Below are 21,530 nucleotides of genomic sequence, written 5' to 3'. Positions count from 1 at the left end.
GGGCCACTGTCAGAGCGCGCCGTTCCCTGAGCAGGCTGCCGATGAACCCGCCGAGCGCGCCCAGTCCCAAACCCCCGCCGATCAGAGCGATACGGCTCATGGTCCGCATGTCCCCTGTCTCCTTCTCAGAGGTGCCCGCTTCTCAGAGGTACGGCCGGATGATGGCGCCACCTTCCAGCATCGTAACCACGCCGGGATGACGTCGACACCGGCCCAAAGCAAAGGGCGGACCGTGTTCCGGTCATCACCGGTACGGTCTGCCCTCAGCGTGTGGGTCGGTCTCGGGTCAGTCGTCGGAGCCGTCCTCCGGGACGTCCGGCAGACCCTTCTGGAGCACCGGTCCCTCACCGGGGGCGAGGCTGCCGAGGATCCTCTCCAGATCCTCCATGGAGGCGAACTCCACGGTGATCTTGCCCTTCTTCTGTCCGAGGTCGACCTTCACCCGGGTCTCGAAGCGGTCCGAGAGCCGCGTCGCCAGATCGGACAGCGCCGGGGAGACCAGGGAGCCGGCCCGGGGCCCCTTGGACCGCTGCGGCTTCGGGGAACGGGAGCCCATCAGGGTCACGATCTCCTCGACCGCTCGCACCGAGAGCCCCTCGGCCACGATCCGGTGAGCCAGCCGGTCCTGCTCCTCCGAGTCATCGACCGAGAGCAGCGCCCGCGCGTGCCCGGCGGAGAGAACACCGGCGGCGACGCGGTTCTGCACCTTCGGGGACAGCTTCAGCAGACGCAGGGTGTTGGAGACCTGAGGGCGGGAACGGCCGATGCGGTCCGCGAGCTGGTCATGGGTGCAGTTGAAGTCCCTCAGCAACTGGTCGTAGGCAGCTGCCTCTTCCAGCGGGTTGAGCTGTGCGCGGTGCAGGTTCTCCAGCAGCGCGTCGAGGAGGAGCTTCTCGTCCTCGGTGGCCCGGACGATCGCCGGGATCGCCTCCAGCCCTGCCTGCCGGCTCGCCCGCAGACGGCGCTCACCCATGATGAGTTCGTAGTGGGCCGGGCCCACCTGACGCACGACGACCGGCTGGAGAAGGCCGACCTCCTTGATGGAGGTGACCAGTTCGGCCAGGGCGTCATCGTCGAACACCACACGCGGCTGCCGCGGGTTCGGCCTGATGGCGTCGAGCGGGATCTCGGCGAAGTGGGCGCCCAGCGGAGCCGCTGGTGCCCCGGCTCCGGCTCCCTCTGTTTCACGTGAAACAGAGGGCAGCGTCGTCACCTTCGCGGCGGCCACTCCCCGGTCATGCGGAAGCACGGGCACTCCGGTGGCGGATCCCGCGTTCCCCAGCGCGGCCGAGGCCACGGACTTCTCGGTCGGGGCGGCAGGGATCAGTGCGCCAAGACCTCGGCCCAGCCCCCTTCGTCGCTCACTCACTGGATCCCCTCCACCGTGTTCGGGTCGTTCTGGGCGTGGGCCGGATCATAGGCGACCGCGACGCCCCTCAGCGCGATCTCGCGTGCCGCCTCCAGATAGGAGAGGGCTCCGCTCGATCCTGGATCGTAGGTCAGTACCGTCTGCCCATAGCTCGGCGCCTCGGAGATGCGGACCGAGCGGGGAATGCTCGTCCTCAGCACCTCCTCGCCGAAGTGGGTGCGGACCTCCTCGGCGACCTGGGAGGCCAGCCGGGTCCGGCCGTCATACATGGTGAGCAGGATCGTCGACACATGCAGCGTGGGGTTGAGGTGCCCCCGGACCAGATCGACGTTGCGCAGAAGCTGGCCGAGACCCTCCAGCGCGTAGTACTCGCACTGGATCGGGATCAGCACCTCCTCTCCGGCGACCAGGGCGTTGACGGTCAGCAGACCGAGGGAGGGCGGGCAGTCGATGAGGATGTAGTCCAGCGGCTGCTCATACGCCTGGATCGCCCTCTGCAGCCGGCTCTCGCGCGCGACCAGGGAGACCAGCTCGATCTCGGCACCGGCGAGGTCGATGGTGGCCGGGGCGCAGAAGAGGCCCTCCACATCGGGGACCGGCTGGACAACCTCGGAGAGCGGCCTGCTCTCGACCAGGACGTCGTAGATGGAGGGGACCTCGGCATGGTGGTCGATACCCAGTGCCGTGGAGGCATTGCCCTGCGGGTCGAGGTCGACGACCAGAACGCGGGCGCCATGAAGGGCCAGTGAAGCGGCGAGGTTGACGGTGGTCGTGGTCTTGCCCACGCCGCCCTTCTGGTTGGCGACGATGATCACGCGGGTCTGCTCGGGCCGTGGCAGGCCCTCACCGGCGCGGCCCATCGCCTCCACCGCGAGTTGGGCAGCACGACCGATCGGGGTGTCGTCCATGGGCGGCGGTGTTTCACGTGAAACATCCGCTCCCATGGACTCGGTACGGGGACCGGGGACCGGGTCGGTCATCGGTCCCGCGATGTTGGCGTCGGACCGCAAGGATTCACTCTCCTCGACTTCAGGCTCGCAATGAACAGAGCCTCCCATGCCCCCAGGGTCATGAACCAGCGAGGCCCGATCTTCTGTGGAGAAATCCACCTCTGTGGACAACTTCGTGCCCCGCGCGGATGACAAGGGGCCGAAGGAACGGGGTTTCTCTTCGAGGGAGCCGAGAGGCTTTCGGTCACGCGGTTCGGCCGCAGCCCGGCCGCGACCGATGATGCCGTGCAGCAGTGAGCGACGTTTCACGTGAAACACGATGCACAGCCGCTCACCCTGGATCGCCGCGACACTCCGGCACACAGGGGCGGGGGAGCTGGGGTGGAGTACGTCCGCCGGGCGAGGGACGGCGCCCCCACCGGGACCGCACGGGTCCGCCACCGACACGGCGCGGACCCTTCAGCAGGGCGGCTCGGCGCTTCCGCGCCCCCTCCGACGGCGGCGTACGGCGCGCTATCCGCGACGGCGGCGCACCCGTCCCGTACGGGCCGCCTTGGCGCGCTTGGCCGCGAAGCGCACACCTCCGGGGCTCTCCCCGACCTCGACCCGCACCACGGTGGACCGGGGATCCACGACCCCCTCACCGACGTGCAGGATGGAGGTCTCGACGGCACCCAGCTTGCTGAGGGCGCTGGACGCGGCCTTCAGCTCCTCCTCGGCCGTGTCCCCCTTGAGCGCCAGCATCTCCCCGTAGGGGCGGAGCAGGGGGATGCCCCAGGTGGCCAGGCGGTCCAGCGGGGCCACCGCGCGGGCCGTCACCACATGGACGGGCGGGATCTTGCCCATAACCTCCTCGGCCCGGCCGCGCACCACCGTGACATGGTCCAGGCCGAGCAGCTCCACGACCTCGGTCAGGAAGGTGGTGCGCCGCAGCAGGGGCTCCAGGAGCGTGATCTTCAGATCACCGCGGACGAGCGCGAGAGGGATGCCGGGCAGTCCGGCGCCCGAGCCCACGTCGCAGACCATGACGCCCTCGGGAACGACTTCGGAGAGCACCGCGCAGTTCAGCAGGTGCCGCTCCCACAGGCGGGGGACCTCGCGCGGCCCGATCAGGCCGCGCTGCACTCCCGCCTCGGCGAGCAGCTCCGCGTAGCGGACCGCGTCCGCGTAGCGATCGCCGAACACCTCGCGTGCTTGCTCGGGCGCGGGGGGGAGCTCCGCTGCCTCCGTCACGGGGACCGTCCTTCCGTTGCGCACCGGCGCGCCGGGCGTTGATGCCAGAGCCACCAGAACTGTCGGGCTGAGAAAAATCCGGCCCCGCCTGCTCTACAGACGGGGCCGGTCGTGTGCGGGGACCGCGGTCAGGCGGGGAGTACGACGACGAAGCGCTGCGGCTCCTCGCCCTCGGACTCGCTGCGCAGGCCCGCGGCCTTGACCGCGTCGTGCACGACCTTGCGCTCGAACGGGGTCATCGGGTCGAGCCGCACGGCCTCGCCGGCGCTCTTCGCCTCGGCGGCGGCCTTGGCGCCCAGCTCGGAGAGCTCGGCCCGCTTCTCGGCCCGGTATCCGGCGATGTCGAGCATCAGCCGGCTGCGGTCCCCGGTCTCGCGATGCACGGCCAGGCGCGTCAGCTCCTGCAGCGCCTCCAGCACCTCGCCCTCGTGGCCGACCAGCTTGTTCAGGTCGCGGCCGCCGGAGTCGCTGATGATGGAGACCGAGGCGCGGTCGGCCTCGACGTCCATGTCGATGTCACCGTCGAGGTCGGCGATGTCGAGCAGACCCTCCAGGTAGTCCGCGGCGATCTCGCCCTCCTGCTCCAGGCGGGTCAGGGTGTCTGCGCCCTCGGCAGCGGCGGAGGTGGTGCCTTCCGTCACGGGATGGACTCCTTCTTACTTCTTCGACGGGGACTTGGGCCGCTGCGGGCCCTTGCGCTGCCCGGACTGGGCCTTGCTGCGGCCGCCGGCACCGGGCTTCTTGGCCCCGGCGGGCTTGGCGCCCTCCTGGGCGTCGTCCGGCTCGCCGGACTTGGTGAGCGAGGTCTTCGGCTCCGACTCGCCGGGCTTGGCGGACTGGCGCTGGGACTTGCTCTGCCGCTTGGGCTGCTGCCGCTTCTGGGTGCCCGCGGTGACGGTGGTGCCGTCCTCGGTCTCCACCACGGTGCTCGCGTCGCTCTTCACCACGGTGCCGTCGGCCTGGGCCGCGAGGCCCGCCTTGCTGAGACCGTTGATGAACTTGCGCTCGAACTCGTTGCGGTCCCGGCCCTTGGCGACGATGGCCTTCACGATGGCCTTCTCGCCGCGGCTGCGGGTCCTGCCGTGCTCGGTGACGTGCTTGTGCAGGCGCTCCAGGTAGGAGGCCTGGGCCTTGGAACCCGGGGTCGGGTTGTTGTGGATGACGTACATCTGCTGGCCCATGGTCCACACGTTGGTGGTCAGCCAGTAGACGAGGACACCGACGGGGAAGTTGACGCCGAAGACGGCGAACATGACCGGGAAGACGTACATCAGCAGCTTCTGCTGCTGCATGAACGGCGTCTTCACGGTGGTGTCGACGTTCTTCGTCATGAGCTGGCGCTGGGTGAAGAACTGCGACGCCGACATCATGATGATCATGATCGCGGTGACGACCCGGACATCGGTCAGCGAGGCGCTGAGCGCGGTGACGTCGGCCTCGCTGCTGAAGAACTTCGAGGCCAACGGGGCACCGAAGATGTGCGCCTTCTGCGCGCTCTCCAGCAGGGGCTGGTCGATCCGGCCGATGGTGTCGTTCGAGGCGATGCCGTTGAGCACGTGGTACAGCGCGAAGAAGAACGGGGACTGCGCCAGGATGGGAAGGCACGAGGAGAGCGGGTTGGTGCCCGTCTCCTTGTACAGCTTCATCATCTCTTCGGACTGACGCTGCTTGTCGTTCTTGTAGCGCTCCTGGATCTTCTTCATCTCCGGCTGGAGCGTCTGCATCGCCCGTGTGGCCTTGATCTGCTTCACGAAGAGCGGGATCAGGCAGATGCGGATCAGGATCACCAGGGACACGATGGACAGGCCCCAGGCCCAGCCGGTGTCAGGTCCGAAGATCGCCCCGTACACCGTGTGGAACTGGACGATGACCCAGGAGACGGGCCAGGTGATGAAACTGAAGAGACTGGCAATCGTGTCCACTAATCATGCTCCTTGGGCATGGGGCGAGGTCTCTGCGGCCGGGCTCGCCGGGTGTTCCCCGTCGGTGGCCGGTTCGGCGGCGGAGGGCCCGCCCCTGCGTGCGCGCCATGCGTCACGCAGCATTTCGTGCCACCGCGGCCGCTTGCGCGGCGGGACGTGGTCCACGCCGCCCAGCGACCACGGATTGCACCGCAGGATGCGCCAGGCGGTGAGTGCCGTGCCCTTGATGGCACCGTGCCGGTCGATGGCCGTGTAGCCGTAGTGGGAACACGACGGGTAGTACTTGCAGACCGGCCCGAGCAGCGGACTGATCGTCCACTGGTACAGCTTGATCAGGGCCAGCAGCGGGTACTTCATCGTGCGCCCCCTCCCAGTAGCCGCTCCAGGGCGGCGTCCAGGTCTCGGGCCAGCAGTGTGTGGTCGGCGTCGCCCGCACCGGGCAGCGCTCGTACGACTACCAGGCTACCGGGGGGCAACCGGTCGACCCGGTCGCGCATCAGATGGCGAAGCCGACGCTTCACCGTGTTGCGCGTCACCGCTCCACCCACGGCTTTGCTCACGACGAAACCCGCACGTGTCGGGGGAGCGCTCTCCCCAGGCGCGTGCGGGTCCGTTGTACCGCTTCGTAGGTGGACGACGAGGGTCGGGCGGCCGGCCCGACGGCCCCGTCGTACCGCGGTCGCGAAGTCCTCGCGCCGCCTCAGCCGGTTCTCGGTGGGCAGCACGATGTCATGACCTGACCGGGATCAGGCGGACAGGCGGGCGCGACCCTTGCTGCGGCGGGACGCGAGGATCGCGCGACCGGCACGGGTACGCATACGCAGCCGGAAGCCGTGGGTCTTCGCGCGGCGACGGTTGTTCGGCTGGAAGGTGCGCTTGCTCACTCGGGGGCTCCAGAAAGATTCGTGGTTGGCGGGGTGCCGTCCTGGCTGTCACCGTGCGCCCACGAGTAGCTCGCGTTACGCCCGAGTGCACCGCTTTCCCGATCACCTTGGAACGCGATCTGTGCCCATCGGAGGCAGGCGGCAGCAGCCATCGACAACTCGACCTCGTTACGGTACGTGCGACTGCGCCATCAGGTCAAACCAGTGGTCGCCGGGAGACACTTGTCCACAGGCTGGGGACAACAACTTGAACCCTACCCGCCGCGCTGACTACCGTGGCTGGACTCCGATTCGTTCCTTTCTCCCTGCACCACCCGAGCTTCACCCCGACCCGTCCCCGGATCACACCTTCGAGGGACTCACTGAGAGAGCGTGTTCCGTGGCCGACGTACCTGCCGATCTTGCCGCAGTGTGGCCACGCGTTCTGGAGCAGCTTCTGGGGGAGGGTCGCGGCCAGGGGGTGGAGTCCAAGGACGAGCACTGGATCCGGCGCTGCCAGCCGCTCGCGCTGGTGGCGGACACCGCCCTGCTCGCCGTGCCGAACGAGTTCGCGAAGAACGTGCTGGAGGGCCGGCTGGCCCCGGTGGTCAGCGAGACGCTGAGCCGGGAGTGCGGCCGCCCGATCCGCATCGCGATCACCGTCGACGAGTCCGCCGGGGAGCTCCCGGCCGCCCCCGCCACGCCGGTGGGACCGGCGCGTCCCCAGCCGCAGCCCCGCTACGAGGAGCCCGAGCTCCCGGCGCCGGGCCGCGACGAGTACCGGGACGACTACGAGGGGTACGGCCGCCACCGCGGCGACCAGCTCCCCACGGCCCGGCCCGCCTATCCGCAGGAGTACCAGCGGCCGGAGCCCGGCTCCTGGCCCCGCCCGGGGCAGCAGGAGGACTACGGCTGGCAGCAGCAGCGGCTCGGCTTCCCCGAGCGCGACCCGTACGCCTCGCCGTCCTCGCAGCAGGACCAGTACGGCGGGCCGCCCCCGGACGCCTACGGCGGCGGTCCGTACGCCCAGGAGTACGGACCGCGGCACCAGGAGCGCCCCCCGTACGACGGGCCGCGCGACTACGACCGCGGGCGCGGCGACTACGACCAGCGCGGCCGGCGGGAGCCGCCCGAGCCGGCGCCGCCCGGCGCGGGCCACGTGCACCGGGGCGGCCCGGTCGGCCCGGGTCCCGCCACCGGCGCCCCGGGGCCCCTGGCGGCGCAGCCCGCGCCGGCCACCGGCCCGGGCGAGCCGACCGCCCGGCTGAACCCGAAGTACCTCTTCGACACCTTCGTGATCGGCGCCTCCAACCGCTTCGCGCACGCCGCGGCGGTGGCCGTCGCCGAGGCGCCGGCCAAGGCGTACAACCCCCTGTTCATCTACGGGGAGTCGGGGCTCGGCAAGACGCACCTGCTGCACGCCATCGGGCACTACGCCCGCAGCCTCTACCCGGGCACACGGGTGCGCTACGTCAGCTCCGAGGAGTTCACCAACGAGTTCATCAACTCCATCCGCGACGGCAAGGGCGACAGCTTCCGCAAGCGCTACCGCGAGATGGACATCCTGCTCGTCGACGACATCCAGTTCCTGGCGGACAAGGAGTCGACGCAGGAGGAGTTCTTCCACACCTTCAACACGCTCCACAACGCGAACAAGCAGATCGTGCTCTCCAGCGACCGGCCGCCGAAGCAGCTCGTGACGCTGGAGGACCGGCTGCGCAACCGGTTCGAGTGGGGTCTGATCACGGACGTCCAGCCGCCGGAGCTGGAGACGCGCATCGCGATCCTGCGCAAGAAGGCGGTCCAGGAGCAGCTCAACGCCCCGCCGGAGGTGCTGGAGTTCATCGCCTCCCGGATCTCGCGCAACATCCGCGAGCTGGAGGGCGCGCTGATCCGGGTGACGGCGTTCGCCTCGCTCAACCGGCAGCCGGTGGACCTGGGGCTGACCGAGATCGTCCTGAAGGACCTGATCCCCGGCGGTGAGGACTCGACGCCGGAGATCACCTCGACGGCCATCATGAGCGCGACCGCCGACTACTTCGGGCTCACGGTCGAGGACCTGTGCGGCAGCTCGCGCGGCCGCCAGCTCGTGACGGCCCGGCAGATCGCCATGTACCTGTGCCGGGAGCTGACGGACCTGTCGCTGCCGAAGATCGGCGCGCTGTTCGGCGGCCGGGACCACACCACGGTCATGCACGCCGACCGCAAGATCCGCAACCTCATGGCGGAGCGGCGCTCCATCTACAACCAGGTGACCGAGCTGACCAACCGCATCAAGAACGGCTGACGCGCTCCGTCCACACGGTGTGGAGGCGCTCCCGGGAGATCCGGGGGCGCCTTTCGCGTGCCGGGGGCCGGGCCCGGGGCCCGGCCCTTCCTCGCGGCCCTTCCGCCCGGACCGGCGGTCCCGGGCACCCGCCGCCGCGCCGCTCCGGAGCCGCCGAGGCGCAGAGCACCGGCGGGGCCGTGCGGCTCGGCGGGGATCCCATACTCCCGTCACGCCGCGCGCCCGGGCGCCCCGGCCGTGTCCGGGGCCGCGCACTCCCGCTCCGGGCGGCCGGAACCACGCCCCGCGTCCTCCCACCCGTCCCGGCGTGCCCGCGCCCCCCGCAGGCACGCACCGCCGCTCCCCGGTCGCCGCGCAGGGCGCCCGTCCGCCCCGAGCGGCCCCCCGCCCCTCCCGGGGCGCTCCGGCGCCCCCGAGGCCCCACGCGGCCCCTCCCGGCGTCCGCAGGACGGTGTGAACCCGCATGAACGACCACCGGAGCCGCTCACGGAGCCCCCTCAGCGGTCCGCGGCGATCCCGCGGCGCACCCCGGACGATCCCGCCGCGGTGCCCTCCCAGCGGTCCTGCGGCGCCCCCACGGGCCCTCTCACGACGCCCCCGCAGCCGGCCGACGCCGTGGATCCGCCCCACCCGCCGGTAACCACTGTTCGAATCGGGCCGGGGTTACGGCTGCTCTCCACAGATTCGGCGACTTTTTTCCGTCCACACCTTGGGGATCGCGAAGTTGTCCCGATCTTGTCCACAGGCCAGGCTGATGAGGGACCATCAAGCCAGGTCACTGGCATGTGGATTCGTGGAAAAAAGATCTCCACAGGCTGTGGACAACGAAACGGTCCACAGCCTGTGCGCCAGGTTGTCCACGGGCAACTCACAGGTCGAGGCCGGTTGTCCCCAGTGATCCCCTGCTTCTCCACATGGCTGTCCACTGTTCGGCAACCCGACGCGGCAGATCACCGCGTCGAGTGAAAGGCGTCACATCGAGCTGCCTGATTGGGCTGTGGGAAAGGTGGGTAAACCTGGGGACGCACCTGGGGAGAAGTAGCCGCTGCCTGTGCACGGTGTGTGCAGAACTTTCTGTTCTCCACAGAGACACCGAGTTGTCCACCGTCTTCGCCCACAGGGCCCGTGGACAAAATTTCCGCTCTGACCTGCGCAAACGAGGTTATCCACGGTATCCACAGGCCCTACTACTACTCCCAACCAGAGAGAGAGTGGAATCCGTTTCGAAGCGGGTCCTGTGCACAACTCGCCCTCTCGAGCCCGACCGCCCCTCGTCGCCGCTTGACCCCGAAGGGCACCTACTGTCAGTGGGGTGCGTCAGACTGGTCCCCGGTGTCCTGCCCCCGACAGGGGCCCACGACACCGGGTCAGACGACGAAGGCGAAGCAGGGCGAGAAGCGCCGGCAACAGCAGGAGGCGGCTTACGGTGAAGATCCGGGTGGAACGCGACGTACTCGCGGAGGCAGTGGCCTGGGCGGCACGCAGCCTCCCGGCCCGTCCGCCGGCTCCGGTCCTCGCGGGCCTGCTGCTGAAGGCGGAGGAAGGGCAGCTCAGCCTGTCCAGCTTCGACTACGAGGTCTCCGCGAGGGTGTCGGTCGACGCGGAGACGGAGGAGGAGGGCACCGTCCTGGTCTCCGGCCGCCTCCTCGCCGACATCTCCCGCGCCCTGCCCAACCGGCCGGTGGAGATCTCCACCGACGGCGTCCGGGCGACGGTGGTCTGCGGCTCCTCGCGGTTCACCCTCCACACCCTGCCCGTGGAGGAGTACCCGGCGCTCCCGCAGATGCCCAACGCCACCGGCACGGTGCCCGGAGAGGTGTTCTCCGCCGCCGTGCAGCAGGTGGCCATCGCCGCCGGGCGCGACGACACGCTGCCCGTCCTCACCGGTGTGCGCATCGAGATCGAGGGCGACACCGTCACGCTGGCCTCCACCGACCGCTACCGCTTCGCGGTCCGCGAGTTCCTGTGGAAGCCGGAGAACCCGGAGGCGTCCGCCGTCGCCCTGGTGCCCGCCAAGACGCTGCTGGACACCGCCAAGGCCCTGACCAGCGGCGACCAGGTGATCCTGGCGCTGTCCGGCTCGGGCGCCGGCGAGGGCCTGATCGGTTTCGAGGGCGCCGGCCGCCGCACCACGACCCGGCTCCTGGAGGGCGACCTCCCGAAGTACAAGACGCTGTTCCCGACCGAGTTCAACAGCGTCGCCGTGATCGAGACCGCCCCCTTCGTCGAGGCCGTCAAGCGCGTGGCCCTGGTCGCCGAGCGCAACACCCCGGTGCGGCTGAGCTTCGAGCAGGGCGTGCTCATCCTGGAGGCCGGCTCCAGCGACGACGCACAGGCCGTGGAGCGGGTCGACGCGCAGCTGGAGGGCGACGACATCTCGATCGCCTTCAACCCGACGTTCCTGCTGGACGGGCTGAGCGCCATCGACTCCCCCGTGGCCCAGCTCTCCTTCACGACGTCCACCAAGCCCGCGCTGCTCAGCGGCAGGCCCGCGCTGGACGCCGAGTCGGACGACGCGTACAAGTACCTGATCATGCCGGTGCGGCTGAGCGGCTGAGCCCGCCGCGGCACCGCGGGACCGCCGTCGGTTGTCCACAAGCTGAGGACAAAGGTGCAGGTGGGGGCGTACGACTGAGCGCGTATGCCCACAACTGTGCATGGGCGCACGGGTCTAGGCTCGGACGCGGGTACGAAAGTGCCGCGGCGCGTACCCCACAGGGTGGGCACCGCCACGTGACCTCGCAGACCTAAGGAACACAACTGATGGAGCTCGGTCTCGTCGGACTCGGCAAGATGGGCGGCAACATGCGCGAGCGGATCCGCCGCGCCGGCCACACCGTCATCGGGTACGACCGCAACCCCGACCTCGCCGACGTCCACAGCCTGGAAGAACTGGTGGACAGGCTGGAGGGGCCGCGGGCGGTCTGGGTGATGGTCCCGGCCGGCGAGCCCACCCAGGCGACCGTCGACCGCCTCGCCGAACTGCTGGCGCCCGGTGACGTCGTCGTCGACGGCGGCAACTCCCGCTGGACCGACGACGAGCGGCACGCCGATCAGCTCGCGGCCAAGGGCATCGGCTTCGTCGACTGCGGCGTCTCCGGCGGCGTATGGGGCCTGGAGAACGGCTACGCGCTGATGTACGGCGGGACCGCGGAGGACGTCGCCAAGGTGCGGCCGGTCTTCGACGCGCTCAAGCCGGAGGGCGATCTCGGCGCGGTGCACGCCGGGAAGGTCGGCGCGGGCCACTTCGCCAAGATGGTCCACAACGGCATCGAGTACGCCATGATGCAGGCCTACGCCGAGGGCTGGGAACTGCTGGAGAAGGTCGACTCCGTGGACAACGTCCGCGAGGTCTTCCGCTCCTGGCAGGAGGGCACGGTCATCCGCTCCTGGCTGCTCGACCTCGCCGTGAACGCCCTGGACGGCGACGAGCACCTGGCTGACCTGCGCGGTTACGCCCAGGACTCCGGCGAGGGACGCTGGACGGTGGAGGCCGCCATCGACCACGCGGTGCCGCTGCCGGCGATCACCGCGTCGCTGTTCGCGCGGTTCGCGTCCCGGCAGGACGACTCGCCGCAGATGAAGATGATCGCCGCGCTGCGCAACCAGTTCGGCGGCCACGCGGTGGAGAAGAAGTAGGCACAACCCGAACGTTGGGAGGTCGGCGAACGACCATGCACGTCACGCATCTGTCGCTGGCCGACTTCCGTTCGTACGCCCGGGCCGAGGTGGAGCTGGACCCGGGCGTCACCGCCTTCGTCGGCCCCAACGGCCAGGGCAAGACCAACCTCGTCGAGGCCGTCGGCTACCTCGCCACCCTCGGCAGCCACCGGGTCTCCTCCGACGCGCCCCTGGTCCGCCTGGGCGCCGACCGCGCCGTGATCCGCGCGCGGGTCCGGCAGGGCGAGCGCGAGCAGCTCGTCGAGCTGGAGCTGAACCCGGGCCGTGCCAACCGGGCCAGGATCAACCGGTCCTCGCAGGTCAGGCCGCGCGACGTCCTGGGCATCGTGCGCACCGTGCTGTTCGCGCCCGAGGACCTCGCGCTGATCAAGGGCGACCCCGGGGAGCGCCGCCGCTTCCTCGACGAGCTGATCACCGCCCGCTCCCCGCGGATGGCCGGGGTCCGCTCCGACTACGACCGGGTGCTCAAGCAGCGCAACACCCTGCTGAAGTCGGCGGCGCTCGCCCGCCGCCACGGCGGCCGGACGATGGACCTGTCCACCCTGGACGTCTGGGACCAGCACCTGGCACGGGCCGGTGCCGAGCTGCTCGCCCGGCGCCTGGAGCTGATCGCCGCGCTTGAGCCGCTGGCCGACAAGGCGTACGAGCAGCTCGCCCCCGGCGGCGGCCCGGTCGCCCTGGAGTACCGGCCCTCGGCGCCCGGTGAGGCGCACACCCGCGAGGACCTCTACGAGCAGATGTCGGCCGCGCTCGGCGAGGCGCGCAAGCAGGAGATCGAGCGGGGCGTGACCCTGGTCGGTCCGCACCGCGACGACCTGCTGCTCCGGCTCGGCCGGATGCCCGCCAAGGGGTACGCCTCGCACGGCGAGTCCTGGTCGTACGCGCTGGCGCTGCGGCTGGCCTCGTACGAGCTGCTGCGGGCGGAGGGCAACGAGCCGGTCCTGGTGCTCGACGACGTCTTCGCGGAGCTGGACGCCCGCCGCCGTGCGCGGCTGGCGGAGCTGGTGGCCCCCGGCGAGCAGGTGCTGGTCACCGCGGCGGTCGACGACGACGTGCCGAAGGCGCTGGCCGGGGCGCGGTACGCGGTGGCGGAGGGAACGGTGGAGCGGGTATGAGCGGCGACGGGACGGGCCCCGCGGGGCGGACGGCCGGGAGGGCGGCCCCGGGCACCCGCCCGGCGGCCGGCGGCGAACGGCCCGGTGGCCTCCCCGACGGCGCCGCCGGGACCCAGGGGAACGCTCCGGCGCACTCCGGTGTGGACCTCGCGCGGGTGGCGCTGCGGGCGGCGCGCGAGGCGGCCCGCGCGCGGGGCGACGCGGCGCAGCAGCGCACCGCCCGGCGCGGGGGCCTGCGCTCCGGCGCGCGTGCCGACGGACGCGATCCCATGGCGCTGGGACCGGCGATCAACCGGCTGATCACGGAGCGCGGCTGGGAGACCCCGGCCGCCGTGGGCGGGGTGATGGGCCGCTGGCCGCAGATCGTGGGCGAGGACGTGGCCAAGCACTGTGTGCCGGAGCGGTACGACGAGGACGAGCGGGTGCTGCTGGTGCGGTGCGACTCGACGGCCTGGGCGACCAATCTGCGGCTGCTGGCGCCGACGCTGGTCGCCCGGCTCAACGAGGACCTGGGGCACGGGGCGGTGCGGGTGATCAAGGTGCAGGGTCCCGGGGGGCGCTCCCGCCACTACGGTCCCCTGCGCGCGCCGGGGAGCACGGGGCCGGGCGACACCTACGGCTGAGGCTCCGTCCTCCCACTGAGGCCGCGCGCCCGCTTCGGCCGGGCTGCGCTCCTTCGCCGGGGGCCGTGCGCCCGGGCCGGGGCTCCGCGCTTAGGCGGGGCCCGGCGCTTCGGGGCGGTTCCGCCGTGGGCCCGGACGCGGGCGGAGGGCGTCCGGCGGTGACGTCGAGGCCCGTTGGCCGGGTCCGTCGCCGCTCAGGCATGCCGCCGCGGTCGCTGTGCGGTGCCGTTCGCCGCCGCTCCGGCGGTGTGGTGCCGTGCGGGGCCGGTGCTCCGGGCGTTTCCGGCGCTGTCGCCGTCCGTCCGGACCTTGTCCTTCTCTCCCGCCGCTGCCGGGTCAGGCGATGGACCGAAGCCGCACCGGCCGACCAGCCCCCCGGTTCGAACGCCGGACCGGCCGGCCATCGCCGGGTTCGAACGCCGGACCGGCCGGCCGCCGCCCGTTGGTTCCGAGGACGCCGCCGTGCTCTCGGGAGAACGCCGATCCGCCCGCGGCCCGTCCCGGGCGCCCGGTCGGACCCGCACGGTTGGGGGCCGGGCGGGTTCGGTTCCGACCGGGCCCGTACCCGGGCGGACACTCCGGGCCTTCGGCCGCTCCAGCCCCCGGGCGCCGGATCCCCGGTGGCCGACCCGTGCACCGTGCCTCCGCCGCCCGGGCCGCGCCGCCCGGGCCGCGCCGCCCCGACGCCGCCGCCCGTCTCTCGGCGGCCCCGCCGCCCGGGCCGCGCCTGTCCCGGCGCCACCGCCCGGCTCGCGGCGACCCCGACCCCGACCCCACCCCTGACCCCGGCCGCCTCCGCTCCCCCCCGTTGACCCGGCGCCCGACCCGCCCGCCCGCTCCCCTGCACACAACCCCCACACGCCCCGCGACCGCCCCCTGCCCCCGGGTCCGCTCCCGGAGCGCCCCACGGGCCGCCGGGGCCCCGTGGCGTCGTCCCAGGAGTCCCGCGGCCCTCCTGGACGGCGTGACATGCATCACGTGGACCAGCGCGGATGCGGCTCCCGGAGCCCCCGCGCGGCCCCCGCCGACGCCCCGCGCGACCGGGCGGACCGGCGGTCGGCTCCCCGGTAGCCAAGGGTTGACGCCCCGAAGCGCTGGGTGGCGGTGTGAGCCTCTTGGGGCCCCCATCCATATATCGGGAGTCGGACAAGGCCGGTTCAGGGCGGCACATGCGGACTCAGGTACCGGCAAACCCTTATCAGTGTCAGTGCTACCGGTAGAATGAAAGCGAATCCCGCCCCGAACGTGGGGACCGTCCGGGACAAGCTGAGCAACGCTGATCAAGGCTTACCAACGCAACATGCCGCAGCCGCTCCGGCAACCCTCCCCCAGGGGGCACCCCGAGGAGCCCGGCTCGTGCTGTGCCAGAAAGGGCGCTTCGTGGCCGATTCCGGCAACCCCAACGAGAACAACCCGTCCACCGACACCGGCGTGAACGATCCGGTGAGCAGCGACGGCGACGCGGCATCCGCGTCGTACGACGCGAGTGCCATCACCGTTCTTGAGGGTCTGGACGCGGTCCGCAAGCGACCCGGCATGTACATCGGTTCGACCGGTGAGCGGGGCCTGCACCACCTGGTGCAGGAGGTCGTGGACAACTCCGTGGACGAGGCCCTGGCCGGTCACGCGGACACCATCGACGTCACCATCCTCGCCGACGGCGGCGTCCGGGTCGTGGACAACGGCCGCGGCATCCCCGTCGACATGCACCCGGTGGAGAAGAAGCCGGCCGTCGAGGTCGTGCTGACGGTGCTGCACGCGGGCGGCAAGTTCGGGGGCGGCGGCTACGCGGTCTCCGGCGGTCTGCACGGCGTCGGCGTCTCCGTGGTGAACGCGCTGTCGACCCGGATCTCCGTGGAGATCAAGCGGGACGGCTACCGCTGGACCCAGGACTTCAAGACGGGCGTCCCCACGGCGCCCCTCGCCCAGCACGAGCGGGTCGAGGACTCCGGCACGACGGTCACCTTCTGGGCCGACCCGGACATCTTCGAGACCACGGAGTACTCCTTCGAGACGCTGGCGCGGCGCTTCCAGGAGATGGCCTTCCTCAACAAGGGCCTCACGATCAGGCTCACCGACGAGCGCGAGTCGGCGAAGGCCGTCACGGGCGCGGACGAGGCCGGCGCGGACGCCAGGGACGAGGTCAAGTCCGTCACGTACTACTACGAGGGCGGCATCGTCGACTTCGTGAAGTACCTGAACTCGCGCAAGGGCGAGCTGGTGCATCCCTCCGTGATCGACATCGAGGCCGAGGACAGGGAACGCCTCCTGTCCGTCGAGGTCGCGATGCAGTGGAACAACGGCTACAGCGAGGGCGTGTACTCCTTCGCCAACACCATCCACACGCACGAGGGCGGCACGCACGAGGAGGGCTTCCGCTCGGCGCTGACGAACCTCGTCAACAAGTACGCGCGCGAGAAGAAGCTGCTGCGCGAGAAGGACGACAACCTCACGGGCGACGACATCCGCGAGGGCCTGACGGCGATCATCTCGGTGAAGCTGGGCGAGCCCCAGTTCGAGGGCCAGACCAAGACCAAGCTGGGCAACACCGAGGCGAAGACCTTCGTCCAGAAGGTCGTCTACGAGCACCTCAACGACTGGCTGGACCGCAACCCCAACGAGGCCGCGGACATCGTCCGCAAGGGCATCGCGGCGGCCACCGCGCGGGTGGCGGCCCGCAAGGCGCGCGACCTGACCCGCCGCAAGGGCCTGCTGGAGTCGGCGTCGCTGCCGGGCAAGCTGTCCGACTGCCAGTCGAACGACCCCACCAAGTGCGAGATCTTCATCGTCGAGGGCGACTCCGCCGGCGGCTCGGCCAAGTCCGGCCGGAACCCGCAGTACCAGGCGATCCTCCCGATCCGCGGCAAGATCCTCAACGTGGAGAAGGCGCGCATCGACCGGATCCTGCAGAACCAGGAGATCCAGGCGATGATCTCCGCGTTCGGCACGGGCGTGCACGAGGACTTCGACATCGAGAAGCTCCGCTATCACAAGATCATTCTGATGGCGGACGCCGACGTCGACGGCCAGCACATCAACACCCTGCTGCTGACCTTCCTCTTCCGCTTCATGCGGCCGCTGGTCGAGGCCGGGCACGTGTACCTCTCCCGCCCGCCGCTGTACAAGATCAAGTGGGGCCGGGACGACTTCGAGTACGCGTACTCCGACCGGGAGCGCGACGCGCTGATCGAGCTGGGCCGCGGCGCCGGCAAGCGGATCCGCGAGGACTCCGTGCAGCGCTTCAAGGGCCTCGGCGAGATGAACGCCGAGGAACTGCGCGTCACGACCATGGACCAGGAGCACCGCGTCCTCGGGCAGGTCACCCTCGACGACGCCGCCCAGGCCGACGACCTGTTCTCGGTGCTGATGGGCGAGGACGTCGAGGCGCGGCGCCTGTTCATCCAGCGCAACGCCAAGGACGTCCGCTTCCTCGACATCTGAGTCGGTCCGAGCTGACCGCACCAGGAAGGACCTTCACCAGCAATGACCGACGAGAACACTCCTGTGACGAACCCCGAGGGCGACGCACTGGCCATGCGCGTCGAGCCCGTCGGGCTCGAGACGGAGATGCAGCGCTCCTACCTCGACTACGCGATGTCCGTCATCGTCTCGCGTGCGCTGCCCGACGTCCGTGACGGCCTCAAGCCCGTCCACCGCCGTGTGCTGTACGCCATGTACGACGGCGGCTACCGGCCCGAGCGCGGCTTCTACAAGTGCGCCCGCGTCGTCGGCGACGTCATGGGCAACTACCACCCGCACGGCGACTCCTCGATCTACGACGCGCTGGTCCGTCTGGCCCAGCCGTGGTCGATGCGGATGCCGCTCGTCGACTCCAACGGCAACTTCGGTTCCCCGGGCAACGACCCGGCCGCCGCCATGCGGTACACCGAGTGCAAGATGGCGCCGCTGTCGATGGAGATGGTCCGCGACATCGACGAGGAGACCGTCGACTTCACGGACAACTACGACGGCCGCTCCCAGGAGCCGACCGTCCTGCCCGCCCGCTTCCCCAACCTGCTGATCAACGGCTCGGCCGGGATCGCGGTCGGCATGGCGACCAACATCCCGCCGCACAACCTGCGCGAGGTCGCCGCCGGTGCCCAGTGGTACCTGGAGAACTACGAGGCGAGCCCCGACGAGCTGCTGGACGCGCTGATCGAGCGGATCAAGGGCCCGGACTTCCCGACCGGCGCCCTGGTGGTGGGCCGCAAGGGCATCGAGGAGGCGTACCGGACCGGCCGCGGGTCGATCACCATGCGGGCGGTCGTCGAGGTCGAGGAGATCCAGAACCGCCAGTGCCTGGTGGTCACGGAGCTGCCGTACCAGACCAACCCCGACAACCTCGCGCAGAAGATCGCCGACCTGGTCAAGGACGGGAAGATCGGCGGCATCGCGGACGTCCGCGACGAGACCTCCTCGCGCACCGGCCAGCGCCTGGTCATCGTGCTGAAGCGGGACGCGGTCGCCAAGGTCGTGCTGAACAACCTGTACAAGCACACCGATCTGCAGAGCAACTTCGGCGCCAACATGCTGGCCCTGGTCGACGGCGTGCCGCGGACCCTGTCGCTGGACGCGTTCATCCGGCACTGGGTGAACCACCAGATCGAGGTCATCGTCCGGCGGACCCGGTTCCGGCTGCGCAAGGCCGAGGAGCGCGCCCACATCCTGCGCGGCCTGCTGAAGGCGCTGGACGCCATCGACGAGGTCATCGCCCTCATCCGGCGCAGCGACACCGTCGAGATCGCGCGCGGCGGCCTGATGGACCTGCTGACGATCGACGAGATCCAGGCCAACGCGATCCTGGAGATGCAGCTCCGCCGGCTGGCGGCCCTGGAGCGGCAGAAGATCGTCCAGGAGCACGACGAACTCCAGGCGAAGATCAACGAGTACAACCGGATCCTCGCCTCGCCGGTGCGCCAGCGGGGGATCGTCAGCGAGGAACTGGCGGCGCTCGTCGAGAAGTACGGCGACGACCGCAAGACCAAGCTGATCCCCTACGAGGGCGACATGTCCATCGAGGACCTGATCGCCGAGGAGGACATCGTCGTCACGGTCACCCGGGGCGGCTACATCAAGCGCACCAAGACCGACGACTACCGGGCGCAGAAGCGCGGCGGAAAGGGGGTGCGCGGCGCGAAGCTGAAGGAGGACGACATCGTCAACCACTTCTTCGTGTCCACCACGCACCACTGGCTGCTGTTCTTCACCAACAAGGGCCGGGTCTACCGGGCCAAGGCCTACGAGCTGCCGGACGCCGGCCGGGACGCGCGCGGCCAGCACGTGGCGAACCTGCTGGCCTTCCAGCCGGACGAGTCCATCGCGGAGATCCTCGCGATCCGCGACTACGAGGCGGTGCCCTACCTGGTCCTGGCGACCAAGGCGGGTCTGGTGAAGAAGACGCCGCTCAAGGACTACGACTCCCCGCGCTCGGGCGGCGTCATCGCCATCAACCTCCGGCACAAGGACGACGGCACCGACGACGAACTGATCGGTGCCGAGCTGGTGTCGGCCGACGACGACCTCCTGCTGATCAGCAAGAAGGCGCAGTCGATCAGGTTCACCGCCACGGACGACACATTGCGTCCGATGGGCCGCGCCACATCGGGCGTAAAGGGCATGAGTTTCCGCGAAGGGGACGAGCTGCTCTCGATGAATGTTGTTCGACCCGGTACGTTCGTGTTCACTGCCACTGACGGCGGGTACGCGAAGCGGACCCCCGTCGACGAGTACCGTGTCCAGGGCCGTGGCGGGCTGGGTATCAAGGCTGCCAAAATCGTCGAGGACCGCGGCACACTCGTGGGCGCGTTGGTGGTCGAGGAGACCGACGAGATCCTCGCCATCACGCTCTCGGGCGGTGTGATTCGCACGCGAGTCAGCGGGGTCAGGGAGACCGGCCGTGACACCATGGGCGTCCAACTGATCAACCTGGGCAAGCGCGATGCCGTCGTCGGCATCGCACGCAACGCCGAGGCGGGGCACGAGGCGGAGGAGATCGACGGCGACGAGACCGTCGACGAGACCGCCGAGGGTGCCGTGACCACCGGCACGGACGAGGGTGAGGCGCCCCCGGCCGAGTAGTACGAGGAGAGAGTCATCGTGAGCGGAGCCACGGGCGCCGGATCTGCCGGTACCTCCAGGGGTACGGAGACGAACGGCGGCGGCCGTGGCTCCGTCGCGCGTGCGACCGATTCGCACACGACGCAGCTCCGCAGGATCGAGGACGGCGCGACCGGTTCGCGTACGCCCGACACTCATGGGATCTCCCAGGGGGGAACTGTGACGGACACCCGAGGCCAGCAGATCCAGCAATCGGCCTCGCCGCTGCCGGGAGAACGGCAGCCCCAGCCGAACGGCGGGCCCTACCACCCGCCGCAGGCGTACCAGACGCCGGGCGCCGGGGCGGGGGGCCCCGCACCCGACGCCGTGCGCCGGCCGCGCACCGGCGCGCGCACCACTCCCCGCGTCCGCAAGGCGCGGCTGCGGGTGGCCAAGGCCGACCCGTGGTCGGTGATGAAGGTCAGCTTCCTGCTCTCCATCGCCCTGGGCATCTGCACGATCGTCGCGTCCGCCGTGCTGTGGATGGTCATGGACGCCATGGGCGTCTTCTCGTCGGTCGGCGGCACGATCTCCGAGGCCACCGGCTCCAACGAGTCCAACGGCTTCGACCTGCAGTCGTTCCTGTCGCTGCCCAACGTGCTGATGTTCACGACCATCATCGCGGTCATCGACGTGGTCCTCGCGACGGCGCTGGCGACGCTCGGGGCGTTCATCTACAACCTGTCGGCGGGCTTCGTCGGCGGTGTCGAGCTGACGCTCGCCGAGGACGAGTGAGCGGCGCTCCCCGCTCCCGCGACAACCGATTTTGGGACTGCCCGCCTCGTGCGCTAATCTTCAGGAGTCAGCGCGCGGGACATACACCGCAGAGCGCGGCGGGGCTATAGCTCAGTTGGTTAGAGCGCATCCCTGATAAGGATGAGGCCACAGGTTCAAATCCTGTTAGCCCCACCAGCGAAGAAGAAGCCCCAACCTCCGTGGTTGGGGCTTCTTGTCATGTGCTCAGGGGTCTTTCGCCGGGGTGCGCGGGGTGGTGGGCCCGTGCGGTGCCACCCGCCGGCGCGGGCCCGTGGACGGGCGTGCGGGGAGCCGGTGCGGAGCCGCGGTCCTGGGGCGCTGAGCCGCCGCCCGGGGGCCCTGACAGCCCCGGGGGCCGGGGAGGGCCCCGCCGTGCCCGGGGCGGGCGGTGCGGGTGAACGGAGGCCCGCAGAGGGCGCGTTGGCCCGCCTGCGGGAGCCGTCGGCCCTGGAGCGGGGCACGGGGGCCGTGCGTGCGGGGGCCGTGGCCGCGGGATCCGTTCTCCCGGGCCCGGTGCCCGCCGGCGCTGCGGGCGTGGCGGGCGGGGGCGCGTTGCGCGTGGTGCGTGCGGGGCGGGAGGACGCCCGGGGCGCGCCGTCGGCGGGCACGGCTGTGGCCCGGGGCTCCGAGGGAGC

The 21,530-nt window shown here is 70.7% G+C and carries 16 protein-coding genes and 1 tRNA gene; 9 read left to right on the top strand and 8 right to left on the bottom strand.

Annotated features, from left to right (window positions below):
- Positions 1–286 precede the first annotated feature (286 nt).
- The 8 genes from ACZ7LB_RS05250 to rpmH form a co-directional block, all read right to left on the bottom strand.
- Complete coding sequence (locus ACZ7LB_RS05250) at positions 287–1,369, bottom strand: ParB/RepB/Spo0J family partition protein (RefSeq protein ID WP_471465460.1); 1,083 nt, start codon at positions 1,367–1,369, stop codon at positions 287–289.
- Positions 1,366–2,427 (bottom strand): ParA family protein, encoded by a 1,062-nt coding sequence (locus ACZ7LB_RS05245; RefSeq protein ID WP_161229103.1) that lies wholly within the window; start codon positions 2,425–2,427, stop codon positions 1,366–1,368. The genes ACZ7LB_RS05250 and ACZ7LB_RS05245 overlap by 4 nt, the downstream gene beginning before the upstream one ends.
- 405 nt (positions 2,428–2,832) lie before the next feature.
- A complete protein-coding gene (gene rsmG / locus ACZ7LB_RS05240) occupies positions 2,833–3,552 on the bottom strand; it encodes a 16S rRNA (guanine(527)-N(7))-methyltransferase RsmG (protein WP_161229104.1) in 720 nt (239 codons plus the stop codon).
- Between the two features lie 128 nt (positions 3,553–3,680).
- A complete protein-coding gene (locus ACZ7LB_RS05235; RefSeq protein ID WP_471465459.1) occupies positions 3,681–4,193 on the bottom strand; it encodes a Jag family protein in 513 nt (170 codons plus the stop codon).
- A gap of 15 nt (positions 4,194–4,208) precedes the next feature.
- Positions 4,209–5,474 carry a membrane protein insertase YidC gene (yidC, locus tag ACZ7LB_RS05230; protein ID WP_471465458.1) on the bottom strand — a complete coding sequence of 422 codons (1,266 nt, stop codon included), beginning with the start codon at positions 5,472–5,474 and terminating at the stop codon, positions 4,209–4,211.
- 3 nt (positions 5,475–5,477) lie between these two features.
- Positions 5,478–5,831: a membrane protein insertion efficiency factor YidD gene (gene yidD / locus ACZ7LB_RS05225; protein WP_161229107.1), complete on the bottom strand. Its 354-nt coding sequence runs from the start codon at positions 5,829–5,831 to the stop codon at positions 5,478–5,480.
- Complete coding sequence (gene rnpA, locus ACZ7LB_RS05220) at positions 5,828–6,199, bottom strand: ribonuclease P protein component (protein WP_161229108.1); 372 nt, start codon at positions 6,197–6,199, stop codon at positions 5,828–5,830. The genes yidD and rnpA overlap by 4 nt, the downstream gene beginning before the upstream one ends.
- Before the next feature lie 21 nt (positions 6,200–6,220).
- Positions 6,221–6,358 (bottom strand): 50S ribosomal protein L34, encoded by a 138-nt coding sequence (gene rpmH / locus ACZ7LB_RS05215; protein ID WP_003956500.1) that lies wholly within the window; start codon positions 6,356–6,358, stop codon positions 6,221–6,223.
- Positions 6,359–6,737: 379 nt separating this feature from the next.
- Between rpmH and dnaA the strand changes: the two genes are divergently transcribed.
- The 9 genes from dnaA (at position 6,738) to ACZ7LB_RS05170 (ending at position 21,051) form a co-directional block, all read left to right on the top strand.
- Positions 6,738–8,624 carry a chromosomal replication initiator protein DnaA gene (gene dnaA / locus ACZ7LB_RS05210; protein WP_471465457.1) on the top strand — a complete coding sequence of 629 codons (1,887 nt, stop codon included), beginning with the start codon at positions 6,738–6,740 and terminating at the stop codon, positions 8,622–8,624.
- Positions 8,625–10,050: 1,426 nt separating this feature from the next.
- Positions 10,051–11,181, top strand: a complete 1,131-nt coding sequence (gene dnaN, locus ACZ7LB_RS05205) for a DNA polymerase III subunit beta (protein ID WP_161229110.1) — start codon at positions 10,051–10,053, stop codon at positions 11,179–11,181.
- Positions 11,182–11,387: 206 nt separating this feature from the next.
- Positions 11,388–12,263 (top strand): phosphogluconate dehydrogenase (NAD(+)-dependent, decarboxylating), encoded by an 876-nt coding sequence (gene gnd, locus ACZ7LB_RS05200; RefSeq protein WP_471465456.1) that lies wholly within the window; start codon positions 11,388–11,390, stop codon positions 12,261–12,263.
- Positions 12,264–12,298: 35 nt separating this feature from the next.
- Entirely contained in the window at positions 12,299–13,420 is a 1,122-nt protein-coding gene (gene recF / locus ACZ7LB_RS05195; RefSeq protein ID WP_471465455.1) for a DNA replication/repair protein RecF, read from the top strand.
- Entirely contained in the window at positions 13,417–14,043 is a 627-nt protein-coding gene (locus tag ACZ7LB_RS05190; RefSeq protein ID WP_471465454.1) for a DciA family protein, read from the top strand. Before recF ends, ACZ7LB_RS05190 begins: the two co-directional genes overlap by 4 nt.
- 1,380 nt (positions 14,044–15,423) lie before the next feature.
- Complete coding sequence (gyrB, locus tag ACZ7LB_RS05185) at positions 15,424–17,484, top strand: DNA topoisomerase (ATP-hydrolyzing) subunit B (RefSeq protein WP_471465610.1); 2,061 nt, start codon at positions 15,424–15,426, stop codon at positions 17,482–17,484.
- A 42-nt stretch (positions 17,485–17,526) separates the two neighbouring features.
- Positions 17,527–20,121 carry a DNA gyrase subunit A gene (gene gyrA, locus ACZ7LB_RS05180; protein WP_471465453.1) on the top strand — a complete coding sequence of 865 codons (2,595 nt, stop codon included), beginning with the start codon at positions 17,527–17,529 and terminating at the stop codon, positions 20,119–20,121.
- Between the two features lie 18 nt (positions 20,122–20,139).
- Positions 20,140–20,874 carry a DUF3566 domain-containing protein gene (locus tag ACZ7LB_RS05175; RefSeq protein WP_471465452.1) on the top strand — a complete coding sequence of 245 codons (735 nt, stop codon included), beginning with the start codon at positions 20,140–20,142 and terminating at the stop codon, positions 20,872–20,874.
- A gap of 100 nt (positions 20,875–20,974) precedes the next feature.
- Positions 20,975–21,051 (top strand) — tRNA-Ile (locus ACZ7LB_RS05170).
- Positions 21,052–21,530 lie beyond the last annotated feature (479 nt).

The sequence above is a fragment of the Streptomyces sp. NPDC107521 genome (assembly GCF_055598485.1).
This window is presented reverse-complemented; position numbering and strand designations above follow the sequence as displayed.

Excerpts from the sequence above, each read along its gene's own strand:
- ACZ7LB_RS05245 (WP_161229103.1), bottom strand. The coding sequence starts at position 2,427 with ATGGGAGGCTCTGTTCATTGCGAGCCTGAAGTCGAGGAGAGTGAATCC.
- yidD (WP_161229107.1), bottom strand. The coding sequence starts at position 5,831 with ATGAAGTACCCGCTGCTGGCCCTGATCAAGCTGTACCAGTGGACGATC.
- gnd (WP_471465456.1), top strand. The coding sequence starts at position 11,388 with ATGGAGCTCGGTCTCGTCGGACTCGGCAAGATGGGCGGCAACATGCGC.
- recF (WP_471465455.1), top strand. The coding sequence starts at position 12,299 with ATGCACGTCACGCATCTGTCGCTGGCCGACTTCCGTTCGTACGCCCGG.
- ACZ7LB_RS05190 (WP_471465454.1), top strand. The coding sequence starts at position 13,417 with ATGAGCGGCGACGGGACGGGCCCCGCGGGGCGGACGGCCGGGAGGGCG.
- gyrA (WP_471465453.1), top strand. The coding sequence starts at position 17,527 with ATGACCGACGAGAACACTCCTGTGACGAACCCCGAGGGCGACGCACTG.